Annotated in this window: 14 protein-coding genes and 2 riboswitches; of the genes, 5 read left to right on the forward strand and 9 right to left on the reverse strand. The window is 69.2% G+C overall.

All coding sequences use genetic code 11. The annotated features are described in order from the left end of the window. Positions 1–5: 5 nt before the first annotated feature. The 8 genes from M8R19_RS02200 to M8R19_RS02235 form a co-directional block, all read right to left on the reverse strand. Entirely contained in the window at positions 6–1,793 is a 1,788-nt protein-coding gene (locus M8R19_RS02200; protein WP_249916879.1) for a GMC family oxidoreductase, read from the reverse strand. 4 nt (positions 1,794–1,797) lie between these two features. Further along, entirely contained in the window at positions 1,798–2,556 is a 759-nt protein-coding gene (locus M8R19_RS02205) for a gluconate 2-dehydrogenase subunit 3 family protein (protein WP_069864609.1), read from the reverse strand. A 747-nt stretch (positions 2,557–3,303) separates the two neighbouring features. Then, complete coding sequence (locus tag M8R19_RS02210) at positions 3,304–4,470, reverse strand: lactonase family protein (RefSeq protein WP_249916880.1); 1,167 nt, start codon at positions 4,468–4,470, stop codon at positions 3,304–3,306. A 63-nt stretch (positions 4,471–4,533) separates the two neighbouring features. After that, positions 4,534–5,520: a 2-hydroxyacid dehydrogenase gene (locus tag M8R19_RS02215; RefSeq protein ID WP_249916881.1), complete on the reverse strand. Its 987-nt coding sequence runs from the start codon at positions 5,518–5,520 to the stop codon at positions 4,534–4,536. A 12-nt stretch (positions 5,521–5,532) separates the two neighbouring features. Then, positions 5,533–6,810, reverse strand: coding sequence for an MFS transporter (locus M8R19_RS02220; protein WP_249916882.1), 1,278 nt, complete (start codon positions 6,808–6,810; stop codon positions 5,533–5,535). A 66-nt stretch (positions 6,811–6,876) separates the two neighbouring features. Next, the gene (locus tag M8R19_RS02225; protein ID WP_249916883.1) at positions 6,877–7,830 is read right to left on the reverse strand and encodes a sugar kinase; all 954 of its coding nucleotides are present in this window, start codon (positions 7,828–7,830) and stop codon (positions 6,877–6,879) included. Then, positions 7,823–8,599, reverse strand: coding sequence for an IolE/MocC family protein (locus M8R19_RS02230; protein ID WP_009622618.1), 777 nt, complete (start codon positions 8,597–8,599; stop codon positions 7,823–7,825). The genes M8R19_RS02225 and M8R19_RS02230 overlap by 8 nt, the downstream gene beginning before the upstream one ends. An 82-nt stretch (positions 8,600–8,681) precedes the next feature. Next, positions 8,682–9,695 (reverse strand): LacI family DNA-binding transcriptional regulator, encoded by a 1,014-nt coding sequence (locus tag M8R19_RS02235; RefSeq protein WP_009622620.1) that lies wholly within the window; start codon positions 9,693–9,695, stop codon positions 8,682–8,684. A 124-nt stretch (positions 9,696–9,819) separates the two neighbouring features. Further along, a riboswitch (Fluoride riboswitch) is annotated at positions 9,820–9,881 on the forward strand. Positions 9,882–9,913: 32 nt separating this feature from the next. Between M8R19_RS02235 and M8R19_RS02240 the strand changes: the two genes are divergently transcribed. Beyond that, positions 9,914–11,518: a MutS-related protein gene (locus M8R19_RS02240; protein ID WP_249916884.1), complete on the forward strand. Its 1,605-nt coding sequence runs from the start codon at positions 9,914–9,916 to the stop codon at positions 11,516–11,518. Further along, positions 11,515–13,017 carry a MutS-related protein gene (locus tag M8R19_RS02245; protein ID WP_249916885.1) on the forward strand — a complete coding sequence of 501 codons (1,503 nt, stop codon included), beginning with the start codon at positions 11,515–11,517 and terminating at the stop codon, positions 13,015–13,017. The genes M8R19_RS02240 and M8R19_RS02245 overlap by 4 nt, the downstream gene beginning before the upstream one ends. Positions 13,018–13,028: 11 nt before the next feature. Here M8R19_RS02245 and M8R19_RS02250 read toward each other — a convergent pair whose 3' ends face one another. Further along, positions 13,029–14,297: an MFS transporter gene (locus M8R19_RS02250; protein WP_249916886.1), complete on the reverse strand. Its 1,269-nt coding sequence runs from the start codon at positions 14,295–14,297 to the stop codon at positions 13,029–13,031. Positions 14,298–14,460: 163 nt separating this feature from the next. Beyond that, a riboswitch (Fluoride riboswitch) is annotated at positions 14,461–14,522 on the forward strand. 124 nt (positions 14,523–14,646) lie between these two features. Here M8R19_RS02250 and crcB point away from each other — a divergent pair. The 3 genes from crcB to ppa are packed head-to-tail and all read left to right on the forward strand — an operon-like array spanning position 14,647 to position 15,962. Continuing rightward, a complete protein-coding gene (gene crcB, locus M8R19_RS02255) occupies positions 14,647–15,030 on the forward strand; it encodes a fluoride efflux transporter CrcB (RefSeq protein WP_009622628.1) in 384 nt (127 codons plus the stop codon). A gap of 13 nt (positions 15,031–15,043) precedes the next feature. After that, entirely contained in the window at positions 15,044–15,388 is a 345-nt protein-coding gene (locus tag M8R19_RS02260; protein WP_074978396.1) for a DUF190 domain-containing protein, read from the forward strand. Between the two features lie 19 nt (positions 15,389–15,407). After that, positions 15,408–15,962, forward strand: a complete 555-nt coding sequence (gene ppa, locus M8R19_RS02265) for an inorganic diphosphatase (RefSeq protein ID WP_074978394.1) — start codon at positions 15,408–15,410, stop codon at positions 15,960–15,962. The last annotated feature ends 23 nt before the right edge of the window (positions 15,963–15,985 follow it).

Here is a 15,985-nt window from a genome sequence, read left to right on the forward strand (position 1 = left end):
GCCTCCTATGCCTGCACCAGCGGGCCCGGGTGCTTCAGGTACACCTCGCGGATGGCCCGCGCCGACCAGTAGGTCAGCGCCGCCACCAGCCCGGTGGGGTTGTAGCCCAGGCCCTGGGGGAAGGCCGAGGCGCCGGGGACGAACACGTTGTGCACGTCCCACACCTGCAGGTAGCGGTTCAAGGCGCTGGTCTTGGGGTCGGTGCCCATGATCGCCCCGCCGTTGAGGTGGGTGGTCTGGTACACCGTGGCGTCGAAGTGCTGGCCGAACTCCTTCATCGGCGCAGTGACCACCTTGGCGCCCATGGCATCGGCGATCTTGCGCATCTGCGCGACCATGAAGCGGTTCATCTTCACGTCGTTGTCCTTCCAGTCGAAGGTCATGCGCAGCAGCGGCTGGCCGTAGGCGTCCTTGTACACCGGGTCGAGGTCCAGGTAGTTGTCGCGGTAGGACTGGTGCGCGCCGTGGGTGTCCATCGCCAGCATGTGCCGGTAGCTGTCGGCCAGCGCGGCCTTCCAGGCGCTGCCCCACTTGGGCGTGCCCGGCGGCACCTTGGCCCCGGCGATGGGCTTGGTGCCGGCCTGGTTGAGCCAGAACGGCGAGCCGCCGACGAAGCCATGGGGGCCGTGGTCGAAGTTGTCGGCGTTGAAGTCGTCCACCGCCACGCCGTTGCCGCCGGCGCCGATGAAGGGGTTGGTGTGGTGGCTGGCCTTGTCGAAGAAGGCGCTCACCGTGGAGATGTTCTGGAAGGCGAAGTTGCGCCCCACCACGCCCTCGTTCTTCAGCGGGTCGTAGGGCTTGCCGATGCCCGAGAGCAGCATCAGGCGCACGTTGTTGAACTGGAAGGCGCCGAGGATCACCAGGTCCGCCGGCTGCTCCACTTCGCGGCCCTGGGCGTCGACGTAGGTGACGCCGGTGGCCAGGTCCTTCTCGGCGTTGAGGTTCACCCGCAGCACGTGGGCGTTGTTGCGCAGCTCGAAGTTGGGCACCTGACGCAGCGCCGGCAGGATGTTCACGTTGGGCGAGGCCTTGGAGTACATGTAGCAGGCGTAGCCGCTGCAGAAACCGCAGAAGTTGCACGGCCCCATCTGCGCGCCGTAGGGGTTGGTGTAGGGCCCGGAGGTGTTGGCCGAAGGCAGGTTGTAGGGGTGGTAGCCGACCTCGCGGGCGGCCTTCTCGAACAGCTGCGCGGACACGGTGTTCTTCTGCGCCGGCAGCGGGAAGTCGCTGGAACGGTCGGCGGCGAAGGGGTTGCCGCCCTTGTCGCGGCCCACCACCTGGCCCTTGATCGACCAGGCCGTGCCGGAGGTGCCGAAGACCTTCTCGGCGAAGTCGAAGTACGGCTCCAGCTCGTCGTAGCTGACGCCGAAGTCCTGGATGGTCATGCCCTCGGGGATGAAAGCCTTGCCGTAGCGTTCCTCGTAGTGGCTGCGCAGGCGCAGTTCCACCGGGTCGACGCGGAAATGCACGCCCGACCAGTGCAGCCCCGCCCCGCCGGTGCCGGTGCCGGGCAGGAAGGCGCCGAACTGGCGGTAAGGCACGGCCAGGTCGTCGAGGCCGTGGCGCAGGGTCACGGTCTCGCGGGAGATGTCCATGAACAGCTTCTTGCGCGAGTTGTAGGTCAGCTCGTCCATGGTCTGCGGGTAGACGCCGTCGGGGTAGGTGTCGCGGGCCGGGCCGCGCTCCAGGGCCACCACCTGCAGCCCCGCCTCGGTCAGTTCCTTGGCCATGATGGCGCCGGTCCAGCCGAACCCGACGATGACCGCATCGACTTTCTTCAATACCTGGGCCATTGCCTCAACCTCGCTCGCCACTGATGGAAACCGGCGGGAAGGGATAGCGCTCGTCGCGCTCCACCCAGTCCATGAAGTCGGCGCGGGCGCCGGGGAAGCCGATCAGCTTCCAGCCGGCCAGGCCCTGGTTGCCGCCGTGCAGCGGGTCGCTGAAGAAGCCCTCGCGGGTGTTCAGCCAGAGCATGGCGAAGAAGGTCGCCGCCGGCACCGCCTGGAATTCGGCCTTGCCGCCGTCCAGGGCTTCCAGCGCCTGCTGTTGCTGCGCCGCGTCCAGCTCGGCGAAGGGCTTGTTCCACTTGGCCTTGCACCAGGCATCGGTCTCCTGGATGCCCAGGCGGTAGATTTCCTGCGGGCTGAGCTTGAGCTGGTAGCCCAGCTCCGGCGCGGCATCCGGGTGGAAGGGCCCCTGCATGTACCAGAGCCCGCCGCTGCCGTAGCGGGTGTTCAGCTGGCGGTCGATGAATTCCGGCACGCCGGCGTCCGCGGCCCCCGGGCCCAGCGCGTCGGTGGGGATGAGCACGGCCACGGCGGCCTGGACGAAGGCCCATTCCTGGGCGGTGAAGAAAGTCGGCTGGTAGGCGCGCGCGCCGCCCTGCTGCGGCTCGGCGGCGGGCTGCGGGTCGGCCGCGGGCGTGCTAGGGCCACCAAGCACCACGCTGCCCACGCCGGTGCCGGCCAGGGTGGCCACCGGGATCAGCGCCAGGGACTTGCGCAGGAAGTCGCGCCGCGCCGGTTGCGCGGCGGACGGGTCGTCGTTGGACATGGCTGGGTCTCTCCTTTTTCCAACAGGTCAATCAGGTCGTGTAGGTCTTCTCGCCCCTTTTGCGGCCGGTGGTGCCGGGCGCGCGGGGCTGTTGTTCGTGTCGGTAAGCATAGGTGGCTATCGAAAGCGCGCTGGGGTCATCGGTCTGGTGGTCATGGATTCGTTTGCGAGGTCTGGTTCTGTGCTCCGATCTCCACCCTCGTCATTCCCGCGAACGCGGGAACCCAGCTGCCTTCTTGTTTGGGTGTAGCGCGCCGCTCCGAGTGCTCGGATATTTCTTGTTTCGCCCCCTCGGGCGAGTCCCTTTTGTCAAACGGTGGAAGGCCACCCCCGCAAAAAGGAACCAAAAAGGCTTGCCCCAACATACGGGCCCGATGGAGCCGGGCTACCCTCGCGAACTCCCCCGCCACGGAGGCCCGCCCCGAGGGTACGTCCCTGTAGCCCGCGGGGCTCTCGCGACATCCATGTCGCATGACCTCCTGAGCGCCGGTTTCGCTCGGCCTTCTGAAGGGGCGTTTCGGTGCGCTCGGAGGTTTCTCTGGAAGTCCCAAGAGCGAACGCGCTTTTGCTTTTCGTAGGAGCGAGCTTGCTCGCGAACCCGCCCGTCACTGGGTTCCCGCGTTCGCGGGAATGACGGGGTGGGGTCAGGCGTTTCAGGATGACTCCGAACTCCCCACCACTCCGGACAGCCCCCTCTCCCGCTTGCGGGAGAGGGCTGGGGAGAGGGTGTTCTTCATCACCCCAACCTCACCGCAGGAACTTCAGATCAGAAGGCGAATCGATGGCAAACCTCTGCACCGTCTCCCCCAACTTGCCGCTGTCCGGATCGCGGCGCATGACCACGACCTGGTTGCTCTTCTGGTTCGCCACCAACAGGAAACGGCCACTGGGATCCAGGCTGAACTCGCGCGGCTCGACGCCCTCCACCGAGCGCCGCTGCAATTCTTTCAACTGGCCACTGGCCGGATCCACCACATACACCAGCAGCTCGCTGGCCTTGCCGCGGTTGCTGGCATAGAGGAAACGCCCGTCCGGCGACAGGTGCACGGCAGCGGCAGCCTTGTGCGCGGTGTCCTGGCCGGCGGCCATGTCCACCAATTGCGTGCGCTTCAGCTGACCGTCGTGCACCTCGAACACGGCAATCTGCCCGGCCATCTCCAGGGTCAGGTAGGCGTAGCGGCCGTCGCGGCTGAACAGCAGGTGGCGCGGGCCGCTGCCCGGCGGCAGGTCCACCGCTGCCGGTTGCGCCGGGCTCAGCGGGTGCTCGCGGTTGGCCGCCTCGTAGCGGTAGATGAAGACCTTGTCCGCGCCCAGGTCCTGCACGTAGACGTAGCGCCCGTCCACCCCGGAAACCACCGAGTGCACATGGCTGCTGGCCTGGCGCTCGGGGTTGACGCGGGAGGCGCCATGGCGCTCCTGCTGCACCACGCCGGTCAGTTGGCCCTGCTCATCGATGCCGAGCACCGCCAGGTTGCCGCCGGGGTCCGGGTGCACTGCGTAGTTGGCCACGAACAGGTGCCCTCCCCCGGCCGCCAGGCTGGAGTAGGTGGGCTCGTCGCCGCGGCTTTGCACCTGGTTCAGCAGGCTCAGCTGGTGGCTGGCCGGGTCGATGGCGAAAGCGCTGACCTTGCCTAGCGGGTCGCTCGCGCCGGGGCCATTCTCGTTGACGGCATAGAGGCGCGTCTGGTCGGCATTGAGTGTCAGCCAGGAGGGGTTTTCGCTGGGCATCACCTGCAGCGTCTCGGCCTGGATGTGACCGCTGGCGCTGTCGAAACGGTAACGGTAGATGCCCTGGCTGCCGGCGCCGGTGTAGGTGCCGACCAGCAGGTCGTATTGCTGGGCGGCGCTAGCCGGCCCGGCGAACAGGCCGGCGCCGGCGCACAGCAGCAGGGTCAGGGCGGCGGGTTTGATCATGATGGGCGGGTCCTTGCAGGCAGAGGGGCGGTCACGGGTCGGACCGGGTGAAAAGGCGGCGGTTCAACCGGATCGACGCGCCCAGGCGCCGGGGTTGACCAGGTTCGCCGGGCGCTCGCCGGCCAGTGCCGCCAGCAGGTTGTCCACCGCGCAGCGGGCCATGGCCTCGCGGGTTTCCTCGGTGGCGGAGCCGATGTGTGGCGTCGCCACCAGGTTGTCCAGCCGCAGCAGCGGCGAATCCGCCGGCAGCGGCTCGCGCACGAACACGTCCAGGCCGGCGCCGCGGATGCGCTGCTCGCGCAGGGCCCGCAGCAGCGCCTCTTCGTCCAGCACGCGGCCGCGGGAGATGTTCACCAGGATGGCCGAAGGCTTCATCAGCGCCAGTTCGCGCTCGCCGATCAGCCCTTCCGTCTCGGCACTCAGCGGCACGCACAGGCAGACGAAGTCGGCCTCGCCCAGCAGCGCATCCAGCGGCAGATGGCGCGCGCCGTAGCGGGCCTCCACCTCCGGCCGCGGCCGCCGCGCGCTGTACAGCACCTGCATGCCGAAGCCGGCCTGGGCGCGGCGCGCCAGGGCCTCGCCGATGCGGCCCATGCCGACGATGCCGAGGCTCTTGCCGTGCACGTCGCAACCGAACTGCGCCGGGCCGATGCCGGCCTGCCAGTGCCCGGCGCGAATCCAGCGGTCCAGCTCGGCCACCCGCCGGGCGCTGGCCAGCAGCAGGGCGAAGCCGGTGTCGGCGGTGGTCTCGGTGAGCACGTCGGGGGTGTTGGTGAGCAGCACGCCGCGGCGCTCCAGCTCGGCGATGTCGTAGTTGTCCACGCCCACCGAGACGCTGGAGACCACCTCCAGCTGCGGCGCCAGGTCCAGCAGCGCGGCGTCCAGGCGCAGGCTGGCGCCCAGCAGGCCCTGGGCGCCGGGCAGCGCCGCGCGCAGGCGGGCCAGGCCGTCGGCGGCCGGGTCCTCGATCAGGGTCACCTCGGCATGAGCCTGCAGGCGCTGCATCAGCGCGTCGGACAGGCGCTTGTAGAGGACGATGCGTTTCTTCATGGTCGAATCTTCCTAGTGGCCCAGCGCCGGACGAAGGCGCTCGGCTTTCTGCGAGGGGTTGAGGATGGCGGTCAGGGCGACGGCCGCCAGCAGCGCGCCGCACATGAACAGGTAGGAGGCGCCGGGCCCGCCGGTGGCGCCGTTGAGGTAGCCCACCAGCCAGGAGCCGGAGAACGAGCCCAGCGCGCCCATGCTGTTGATCAGCGCCATGGCGCCGCCGGCGACGTTGCTCGGCAGCACTTCCGGAACGATGGCGAAGAACGGTCCGTAGGGCGCGTACATGCAGGCGCCGGCGATCACCAGCAGCGCGTAGGAGGCCCAGAAGTGCTGGCTGCCCAGGGCGTAGGAGCCGTAGAAGGCCAGGGCGGCGACCAGCAGCGGCGGCCAGACGAAGCGCTTGCGCTTCTGCAGGCGGTCCGAGGCCCAGGACACCCCGAGCATCGCCAGTACCGCCACCAGGTACGGCAGCGCCGACAGCCAGCCGGCGCTGACGATGTCCAGGCCCGAGGCCTGCTTGAGGATCGACGGCAGCCAGAGCACGAAGCCGTACACGCCGATGCTCCAGCAGAAGTACTGCAGGCAGAGGATGATCACCTTGGGCGAGCGGAACGCCTCGCGGTAGTTCTTCACCGGCTTGATGCCCTGCTGCTCGGCGGCCAGGGCCCGCTGCAGCGCGGCCTTCTCGGCCTCGTCCAGCCACTTGGCCTGGGCCGGGCGGTCATCCACCAGGCGCCACCAGATGAAGGCCCAGAGCACCGCCGGCAGGCCCTCGATGATGAACATCCAGCGCCAGTCGAACTGGCTCACCAGGTAGCCGGAGAGCACCGACATCCAGAGGATGGTCACCGGGTTGCCGAGGATCAGGAAGGTGTTGGCCCGCGAGCGCTCGGCGCGGGTGAACCAGTGGCAGAGGTAGATCAGCATGGCCGGCATCACCGCCGCCTCCACCACGCCCAGCAGGAAGCGGATGCCCACCAGCAGGTAGACGTCGCGGACCATGCCGGTGAGCGTGGCCAGGCCGCCCCAGAGGATCAGGCTGGCGAAGATCAGCTTCTTCACGCTGCGCTTCTCGGCGTAGATGGCGCCGGGCACCTGGAAGAAGAAGTAGCCCAGGAAGAACAGCGCGCCCAGCAGCGAGGACAGCGCCGGGGTGATGTTCAGGTCCCCGGCCATGCCGGAGGCGGCGGCGAAGCCGTAGTTGGCGCGGTCCAGGTAGGCCAGGCTGTAGGTGACGAAGACGATGGGCATGATGTGCCACCAGCGGCGTGGGGCGAGTCGGTCGATCTGCATGGCATTTCTCCTGAGCTTGTTGTTCTTGTCGCAACAGGTGCCGGCCGGGCCGGCGGTTTTCGGGGTTCAGGCGCGCAGGCGGGCGTCGTGGGCTTCGAGTTCGTGGCGCAGGGGCAGGCCTTCCATGTCGCCGCGCGACTGCACCGCGCGGCTGCCGCACCAGTTGCCGCGGGCCACCGCGTGGCGCAGGTCGCAGCCTTCCAGCAGGGCGCTGATCACGCCCACGGCGAAGGCGTCGCCGGCGCCCACGGTGTCCACCACCCGCGCCACCGGCTGCGCCGGCACCACGCCTTCGCGGCCGTCGGCATCGTGGAAGTAGGCGCCCTCGGCGCCGAGCTTGATGGCCACGCACTCCACGCCCTGTTCAAGGTAGAAGCCGGCGATGGCCTCGGGCGACTGGCGGCCGGTCAGCAGGCGGCCCTCCTCCAGGCCCGGCAGCACCCAGTGGGCCTTGGACGCCAGGGCGTTGATCTCGCGCACCATGGTGGCGCGGTCCGGCCACAGCGAGGGGCGCAGGTTGGGGTCGAAGGACACGCTGCGGCCGGCGGCGCGCATGGCGTCCAGCAGTTGATGGGACAGCTCGCGGCAGCTCGCCGAAAGCGCCGGCACTATGCCCGTGGCGTGCAGATGGCGGGCGCGCAGCAGGCCCGGACGCAGCAGCGTCGGCGACATGCGGCTGGCCGCCGAATTGCGGCGGAAGTATTCCACCCGCGGGTCGCTGCCGTCGTCGCAGCGGGCCTTGAGCTGGAAGCCGGTGGGGTGCTGCGCGTCCACTTCCACACCGTCGCAGTCCAGGCCCTCGCGGCGCAGGCTGGCCAGCACGAAGCGGCCCAGGCAGTCGTCGCCCACCCGGCTCAGCCAGTTCACCCGCAGGCCCAGGCGCGCCAGGCCGATGGCCACGTTGCTGTCGGCGCCGGCGATGCGCTTGCCGAAGCCTTCCACCTCGGCCAGGTCGCCGCACTGCTCGGCGACGAACATGGCCATGGTCTCGCCGAAGCAGAGCACGTCGTGTTCAGCCATGGCGCACCTCCGCGGCGCGGCCCAGCTGCGCCAGTTGCGCGACCTGCTCGCGGGTCAGGCTGGCCAGATCGTCGCCGGCCAGCGGGTATTCGATGGCGCGCGGCACGCCGGGGGCGAAGCGCGCCAGCAGCGCCTCCCACTCGTCGAGGTCGGCGGGCTGCGGCGCTACGGCCACCAGGCGCCCGTCCTCGCGGCGGCGCACCGCCTTGCAATGCACGTAGCGCACCCAGGGCCCGAGCAGGCGCGCGGCCTGCTGCGGCGACTCGCCCTGCCAGTGCCAGTTGCCGATGTCGAAGGTCATGGCCAGCGGCAGGCCCAGCTCGGCGGCGCGGCGGAAGCAGCGCAGCAGCGGCTCGACGCGGCCGCCCTGGGCGGTCTGGTCGTTCTCCACCAGCAGCGCCGGCCCCTGCGCCAGCAAGGGGCGCAGGGCCTCCAGGTCGCATTCGTCGCGGTAGTGGCCGAGGGAAACCTTCAGCGCCACGGCGCCGGCCTCCCCTGCCAGGCGCAGGCGTTCGGCCACCGCCGGCTCCAGGCTGGCGTCGGCGCGCCACAGCTCCAGCGGCGCCGAGTACAGGCTTTCCAGGCCCTGGGCGGCGCTGGCCGCAGCCAGGGTGGCGGCATCGGGCAGCGCGTCGAAGAGTTCTTCGCGCCATTCGACGCGGCTCGCGCCGGCCTCGGCCAGCAGCGCCAGGTAGGCGGCCTGGCCCCGCTGGCGCACGGCATCGGCGCCGAAACTGGACAGGCTGATGGATACGGGGTTCGCGTGCATTGTTCTTGTCCTTCTCGTTCAGCCGGATGAAACCGGTTTCATTTCTAGCCGAAAACCACAGCGGCGCCGGGCCGCCCCGGTTTCAGCCGCGTGCTGGGGTGGAGCCTCTGACGATGAGTTCGGCGCGCAGGTCCAGGCGCCGCGCCGGCAGCGTGGCGCCCTGCAGGCGTTCCAGCAGGCACTGGAAGGCCGCCTGGCCGATGCGTTCGGTGGGTTGGGCCAGGGCGGTGATGCCGCCGCCGACCAGGGGGTACCAGTCCAGTTCGTCGAGGGCCAGCAGGCCGACCTCGTCGAACAGGCGCACGCCCATCTCGTGCAGGGTGCGGGTGGCGCACAGGGTGGCCACGCCGTTGCAGGTGAACAGCGCCTGCGGGCCGTGCCCGGCGCCGGCGAGGAAGGCGGCCAGCTGCCCGCGCAGGTCGCCGCCGGTTTCCAGCACCTGGCCGCGCAGGCCGGGCCGGCGGGCGATGGAGGCCTGGAAGGCGGCCACCCGCTCCTGCCGCGAGCTGGTGCCGTCCAGCGGCTCGCTGACCGCCAGGATGTCGCGGTAGCCGCGGGCCTGCAGGTGGTCCAGGGCCTGCTCCACGGCATCGGCGTTGTCCAGCCCCACCAGGTCGGAGCGCAGCTCTTCCAGCTGGCGGTCCACCAGCACCATGGGCAGCTCGCGGGCCAGGCTGGCCAGCTCGCCGGCGTGGTGGCCGAGGGTGTTCACGATCAGGCCTTCGACGTTGTACGACTGCAGCGCCTCCAGGTGCAGGCGCTCCTGCTCGTCGTCGCGGTCGGTGTTGCACACCACCAGGCTGTAGCCGTGCTGGCGGCAGGCGGTCTCCACGCCGTGCATCACGGCGATGGAGTAAGGGTTGCGGATGTCCGCCAGGAGCATGCCCACCAGCCGCGTGCGGCCGCGCTTGAGGCCGCTGGCCATGCGGTTGGGGCGGTAGCCGAGCTGCTCGATCACCGCCTCGATGCGCTGGGCGGTGGCGTCGGCGAGCAGTTGCCGGTCGCCGCCGATGTAGCGCGAGACCGTGGCCTTGGAGACGCCGGCAGCACGGGCCACCTCGCTGATGGTGACCCGCCCGCGGGCAGGCGGCAGCATGTCGTTCACCCTTTCGATCCTTTTGTATGCGCTTCTGCTGGAAGGGTTATGAAACCGGTTTCAATAAATCAGGGATGAAGTCTGTCGTCAAGCACCGGCGGACGCAATGGGATTCTGCTAGGGTTGAAACCCAGGAGATGGCATTCCTCCTTCAACCGCCCCCGTGCTGATGATGCCTGCATGACCCCGGACGACATCCGCCCCCGGAGGAATGGATCATGTCATCAGCCATGCAGCCGCTTTCCGGCACCGCCGCGTTCGATCCGCACGTCGCGGACACCCAAGCCGGCGACTTCCACAGCATCCTCTTCCCCGGCGCCCGGCGCCCTCCCCTGGCCGGCGCGCCGCCGCCCTGCTTCAAGGACCTGAACCTCGACCAGGTGGTCGACGCCATCACCGCCGACCGCCACGAGTACGACCTGGAGCCGTTCTTCTACACCCACCTGGACGACCTCGACGCCATCGTCTACCGCCAGGAGGTGATGCACGACCTGCTCGACCCCGGCCTGCTCGCCGACATCCAGGCCTTCGCCGCCGGCATGCGCGCCGTGCGCCGCCACCTGGTGCCGGAAGAGAAGCTCTACTACCCGCGCCAGCAGCAGCGCAGCTTCGTCGAGGCGGTGCGCGTCTATTGCGCCACCCTCACCCAGTTGGCCCAGGCCCTGGCCGCCCGCCCCTTCGAGTCGCGCGGCCTGCGCGGGTTGCTGGCGTACCTGGGGCGCTACCTGGCCTCGGAACGTTTCGCCGGCCTGGCCGGCGACACCCGCCACCTGCTCGACGGGCTCGGCGCCGTCAGCTACTCGATGCTGATCAGCGGCAACCAGGTCCGCGTCCAGCGCTACGAGCCGACCGAGGACATCAGCACGGCCATCGGCAGGACCTTCGCCAAGTTCCGCCAGGGCGACGTGCGCGACTACCACGCCAAGTTCAACGAATGGCCGGGCATGAACCACGTCGAGGCGGCGGTGCTGGACATGGTGGCGCAGCTCTACCCGGAGGTCTTCGCCGAACAGGCGGAATTCTGCGACAAGCATGCCGGTTTCCTCGACGACACCGTGCAGGCCTTCGACCGCGAGGTGCAGTTCTACCTGGCTTACCTGGCCTACATCCAGCCGCTGGTGGATGCCGGCATGAGCTTCTGCTTCCCCGGCGTGCGCACCGACAGCAAGGCCGTGTTCGCCCGCAACGCCTTCGACCTCGCCCTGGCCAGCCGCCTGGTGCGCAACAGCAACAAGCTGGAGGTGGTGTGCAACGACTTCGAGCTTGCCGGGCGCGAGCGCATCCTGGTGGTCTCCGGCCCCAACCAGGGCGGCAAGACCACCTTCGCCCGCCTGTTCGGCCAGCTGCACTACCTGGCCTGCATCGGCTGCCGGGTGCCGGCCGGGTCCGCCGAGCTGTTCCTCTTCGACCGCCTGTTCACCCTGTTCGAGAAACAGGAGCGCCCCGGCGACCTGCGCGGCAAGCTGCAGGACGACCTGCTCCGCGCCCGCGGCATATTCGAAGGCGCCAGCGAGCGCAGCCTGGTGCTGATCAACGAAATCTTCTCCTCGACCACCGCCGCCGACGCCGCCTTCCTCGGCCAGAAGATCCTCGGGCGGATCATCGAACTGGACGCCCTCTGCGTGTGCGTCACCTTCATCCACGAGCTGACGCAGATGGGCGAGACCATCGTCAGCATGATGAGCTGCGTCGACCCGGACGACCCGTCCCGGCGCACCTTCAAGGTCCTGCGCAAGCCGCCGGACCGGCTGTCCTACGCCCTCTCCATCGCCCGCAAGCACCGCCTCACCTACGCCAGCGTGAAGGAGCGCATCCGGCCATGAAAGCCCACCTCATGTACCCGCAGGCCGACTTCGACCTGGACAGGCAACCGCCGCTGCACGCCGACGACCTGGTCCAGGACCTGGCCCTGGACAGCCTGTTCGACGCCATGGCCGGCGACGACAAGTTCCTCCGCCAGGTCGCCAGCTGCGCCCTGCTGACCGCCTTCGACAGCACCCAGGAGGTGGTCGGCCATCGCCAGGCGGTGCTGCGCGACTGCCTGGCCAACCAGGCACTGGTGCGCGACCTGTACCAGCTCGCGCTGGACGTGCTGGGGCTGGAGAAAAACGTCTACCTGAGCTTCATGACCAAGTACCCCAGCAGCATCATGCACCGCTCGCTGAAGCTGCTGCACCTGCAGATCGACCTGCTCCGGCGCCTGCGGCGGATGGCCGACGAGCAGGCCGGGCGCTTCGCCTCGGACGGCTTCGGCAAGCTGTTCGGGCTGATCCGCGAGGAGATCAGCGACCAGTACTTCGCCGAACTCAACGCGCATTTCGAGCAGCTCAAGCTACGCAAGGGCTTTCTCGTCAGCGCCCGCCTGGGCCCGCTGAACCGCGGCATTGACTACTGCCTGCGGCGCTACCCCAAACCCCGGGGCAACTGGCTGCAGCGCCTGGTGCAGAAGAAACCGGAGAGCTACGTCTACGAGATCGCCGAGCGCGACGAAACCGGCGCCACGGCGCTGGCGGAGCTGCAGGACAGGGGAGCCAACGAAGTCGCCAACGCCCTCGCCCAGGCCGCCGAGCACATCACCAGCTTCTTCGAGATGCTGCGCACGGAGCTGGCGTTCTACATCGGCTGCCTGAACCTGCGCGAGCGCCTGAGCGAGCTGCGCTGCGAAATCGGCTTCCCCGAGGTCGGCCCCGCCGGGCAGTACCAGCAAGCCTTCGAAGGCCTCTACGACATCTGCCTGGCGCTGAACATGCGGCGCCAGGTGGTGGGCAACGACCTGGCCGGCGAAGGCCGCCGGCTGTTCGTCATCACCGGCGCCAACCAGGGCGGCAAGTCCACCTTCCTGCGCAGCATCGGCCTGGCCCAGTTGATGCTGCAGTGCGGCCTGTTCGTGCCGGCGCGGCGGCTGCGCGCCAACCTCTGCGACGGCCTGTACACCCACTACAAGCGCGAGGAAGACGCCAGCATGAGGCGCGGCAAGCTGGACGAGGAACTGGCGCGCATGAGCGAAATCGTCGACCACCTCAGCCCGCGCTCCATCCTGCTGTGCAACGAATCCTTCGCCGCCACCAACGAGCGCGAGGGCTCGGAAATCGCCCGCCAGGTCGTGCGCGCCCTGGCCGAGGCCGGGGTGAAGACCTTCTTCGTCACCCACCTCCACGACTTCGCCGAAAGCCTCTACCGCGAGCCGCCCGAAGGCAGCCTGTTCCTGCGCGCCGAACGCCGGGACGACGGCGGGCGGACCTTCCGCATCGTCGAGGGCGAGCCGCTGGCCACCGCCTTCGGCACCGACCTGTATACGCAGGTCTTCGGCGAGCCGGCCTGAAGCCGCAGCGGCTAGCCGGCGCGGGCCGGCAGCCGGGCCAGCGCGGCAGTGCCCGCGGCCATCAGCACGGCGGCGCAGACGAATGCGAACACCGGCGAGACGGCGCTCCAGAGCAGGCCAACGGTGGCGCTGGAAATGAACTTCGCGGTGCCGTTCACGGTACCGAGCGCGCCATAGCTCAGGGCCAACGTCTGCGGCTCCACCATGTCGGCGGTCACGGTGGACTCCAGGGCCTCCTGCACCGAGACGTAGAGCCCGGCGACGGTGAACAGCAGCACCAGCAACGGCAGGTTGTCCACCCGCAGCCAGAAGGCCAGGGCCGCCAGCAGCGCCGTGAGGACGCCAAGGGCATAGCCGGCCACCAGCACCGGCAGGGAGCCCAGGCGGTCGGCCAGCGCGCCGACGGGATAGGACGTCAGCACCTGCACCAGGTTGCGCCAGACGTACAGCAGGCCGGCCACCTGCGCCGCCTGGACCAGGCCCAGGCCGCCGGCCAGCAGCTGCGTGGCGGCGAGGATGAGCAGGCTGTGGCTGAAGTCGCCGACGCCGAACACCGCGACCGCCCCCAGGTAGCGCTTGAAGCGCAGGGGCAGGCCCTTCAGCGTCTGCAGCAGTTTCAGTTGCGGGTTCGGCGAATGCTGCGGGTCGCGCACCAGGGCCAGGAACGCCAGCACGGCGAGCGCGCCGGGAATCACGCTCAGCCACAGCACCAGGCGGAACGGCCCGCTGTCATCGTCCCAGAGCAGCTGCTGGGCCCAGCCGAGCAGCGCGACGCCCAGCAGGGGCCCGGCCACGGCGCCCACAGTATCCATCGCACGGTGGAAGCCGAAGGCCCGGCCGCGGGTCTCGGCGGTCACCGCCTGGACCACGATGGCATCGCGCAATGGCCCGCGCAGCCCCTTGCCGAACCAGGACACCAGCCGGCCGAGGAGGATCAGCGGCCAGCCCAGCGCCAGGGCCAGCAGCACCTGGCCGACCGGCGTCAGCCCGTAGCCGACCACCACCAGCAGCTTGCGATGCCCCAGCTTGTCGGCGATGTAGCCGGAGAACATCTTGGTGTAGGCGGCCAAGGCATCGGCGATGCCCTCGATGGTGCCCAGCGCGGCGGCGGGCACCCCGAGCACCGCCAGGAACCCCGGCAGGATCACGGTGGTGGTCTCGTAGCAGAAATCGCCCAGGGCGCTGGTCACCCCCGCCCCCACGACCGTGGCGTTGAGCCAGGCGGCGCGGCCCGTCTTGCCGGCCGTCTCCGGGGCCCGCTGCTGCGATGGCTCCATCATGTCTCCTCGTTGGCGGAACGCGGGCCCTGCGCGGGCAGGCGGCTCCGGGGTCCAGCGGAATACCCGCCGGGCGTCACCCGTTGCAGCTTAGAAGAACCTGTTCGGCCCATGGCTGCAAGACGCACGCAGGGGGCTTTCCCCCGGCGCGGCAAAAGTGCTAGCTTTCGCCGCAGGAGATGGCATTCCTCCTTTAACCGCCCCCGTGCTGATGATGCCTACGTGAACCCTGGACAGGGTGCGTAGGTGTGCGTCCTGTCCTTTTGCAAAAGGACCGGACCGTGACCGCAACACCCCACCCACTCCCCTCCCCCGCATCGCCCGTACCCTCCTCCCATGGGGGCTCGCCGGCATGCTGAAATCCATCCTGGTGATCGTCCTCGGCGGCTCCATCGGCTGCCTGCTGCGCTGGTTCCTCGGCCTGCAGCTCAACGCCCTGTTCCCCACCATTCCGCCGGGCACCTGGGCCGCCAACATGATCGGCGGCTACGTCGTCGGCCTGGCCGTGGCCTTCTTCGCCGCCAACCCGAGCCTCAGCCCGGAATGGCGCCTGCTGCTGATCACCGGCTTCTGCGGCGGCCTGACCACCTTCTCGACCTTTTCCGCGGAAACCTTCTCGCTGCTGCAGACCGGCCGCGTGGCCTGGGCGCTGGGGGAAATCGCGGTGCACGTCGTAGGTTCGCTGCTGGCAACGGCCGCGGGCGTTCTAACCTACACATTGCTGGGCGCACGCTGACGGAGGCGCAATCATGAAAGGCTACCTGGTGACATTCTTCACCCAACAGAGCCGCCGCCACGGCGGCAAGCTGATCACCGACTGGATGGTCGACCTGGCCCGGGGCATGAAGCTCAAGGGCGCCACCCTGGTCGTCGGCGCGGAAGGCTTCGGCCACGCCGGGCGGGTGCACTCCTACCACTTCTTCGAACTGGCCGACCAGCCGGTGGAAATCTGCCTGGCCGTCACCGAGGACGAGTGCGAGCGCCTGTTCGAACGCCTGGAGGCCGAGGACCTCGCCCTGTTCTACGTGAAGACCCCCGTGGAAATGGGCACCGTGGGCAAGCGCAAGGCCGACCGCGACACCCCCGCCACCTGACGTTTACGGAGACCGCGACATGAGCTTCACCGACCTCCCCGCCGGCCTGGGCATCCCGGACGATCTCTACGCCGTGATCGAGATTCCGGCCAACCACGCGCCGATCAAGTACGAGCTGGACAAGGCCAGCGGCCAGCTGTTCGTCGACCGCTTCCTCAGCACGCCGATGTTCTACCCGGCCAACTACGGCTTCATTCCATCCACCCTCAGCGAGGACGGCGACCCACTGGACATCCTGGTCGTCGCCCCCTGCCCGGTCGCGCCCGGCAGCGTGCTGCGCTGCCGCCCGCTCGGCGTGATGTACATGACCGACGAAGCCGGGCCGGACGCCAAGATCATCGCCGTGCCCCACGACAAGCTCAGCACCCTGTACGCCAACCTGCGCCAGTGCAGCGACCTGAGCGACCTGTTGCTCAAGCAGATCCAGCACTTCTTCGAGAACTACAAGACCCTCGAGCCCGGCAAATGGGTGCGCATGGAGCGCTGGGGCAGCCTGGACGACGCCCGCGAGGAAATCCGCAAGTCGGTGGCGGCCTACGAGTCGGCGCATCGAACAGGCACCCCGCCCGCCTGAACCCCACAAGACAAGAAAAAGCC

It is taken from the genome of Pseudomonas sp. R3.Fl (assembly GCF_023516765.1).
Taxonomy (GTDB): Bacteria; Pseudomonadota; Gammaproteobacteria; order Pseudomonadales; family Pseudomonadaceae; genus Pseudomonas; species Pseudomonas citronellolis.

Coding starts and splice junctions, on each gene's coding strand:
- M8R19_RS02200 (WP_249916879.1), bottom strand. CDS start 1,793: ATGGCCCAGGTATTGAAGAAAGTCGATGCGGTCATCGTCGGGTTCGGC.
- M8R19_RS02205 (WP_069864609.1), bottom strand. CDS start 2,556: ATGTCCAACGACGACCCGTCCGCCGCGCAACCGGCGCGGCGCGACTTC.
- M8R19_RS02210 (WP_249916880.1), bottom strand. CDS start 4,470: ATGATCAAACCCGCCGCCCTGACCCTGCTGCTGTGCGCCGGCGCCGGC.
- M8R19_RS02215 (WP_249916881.1), bottom strand. CDS start 5,520: ATGAAGAAACGCATCGTCCTCTACAAGCGCCTGTCCGACGCGCTGATG.
- M8R19_RS02220 (WP_249916882.1), bottom strand. CDS start 6,810: ATGCAGATCGACCGACTCGCCCCACGCCGCTGGTGGCACATCATGCCC.
- M8R19_RS02225 (WP_249916883.1), bottom strand. CDS start 7,830: ATGGCTGAACACGACGTGCTCTGCTTCGGCGAGACCATGGCCATGTTC.
- M8R19_RS02230 (WP_009622618.1), bottom strand. CDS start 8,599: ATGCACGCGAACCCCGTATCCATCAGCCTGTCCAGTTTCGGCGCCGAT.
- M8R19_RS02235 (WP_009622620.1), bottom strand. CDS start 9,695: ATGCTGCCGCCTGCCCGCGGGCGGGTCACCATCAGCGAGGTGGCCCGT.
- M8R19_RS02240 (WP_249916884.1), top strand. CDS start 9,914: ATGTCATCAGCCATGCAGCCGCTTTCCGGCACCGCCGCGTTCGATCCG.
- M8R19_RS02245 (WP_249916885.1), top strand. CDS start 11,515: ATGAAAGCCCACCTCATGTACCCGCAGGCCGACTTCGACCTGGACAGG.
- M8R19_RS02250 (WP_249916886.1), bottom strand. CDS start 14,297: ATGATGGAGCCATCGCAGCAGCGGGCCCCGGAGACGGCCGGCAAGACG.
- crcB (WP_009622628.1), top strand. CDS start 14,647: ATGCTGAAATCCATCCTGGTGATCGTCCTCGGCGGCTCCATCGGCTGC.
- M8R19_RS02260 (WP_074978396.1), top strand. CDS start 15,044: ATGAAAGGCTACCTGGTGACATTCTTCACCCAACAGAGCCGCCGCCAC.
- ppa (WP_074978394.1), top strand. CDS start 15,408: ATGAGCTTCACCGACCTCCCCGCCGGCCTGGGCATCCCGGACGATCTC.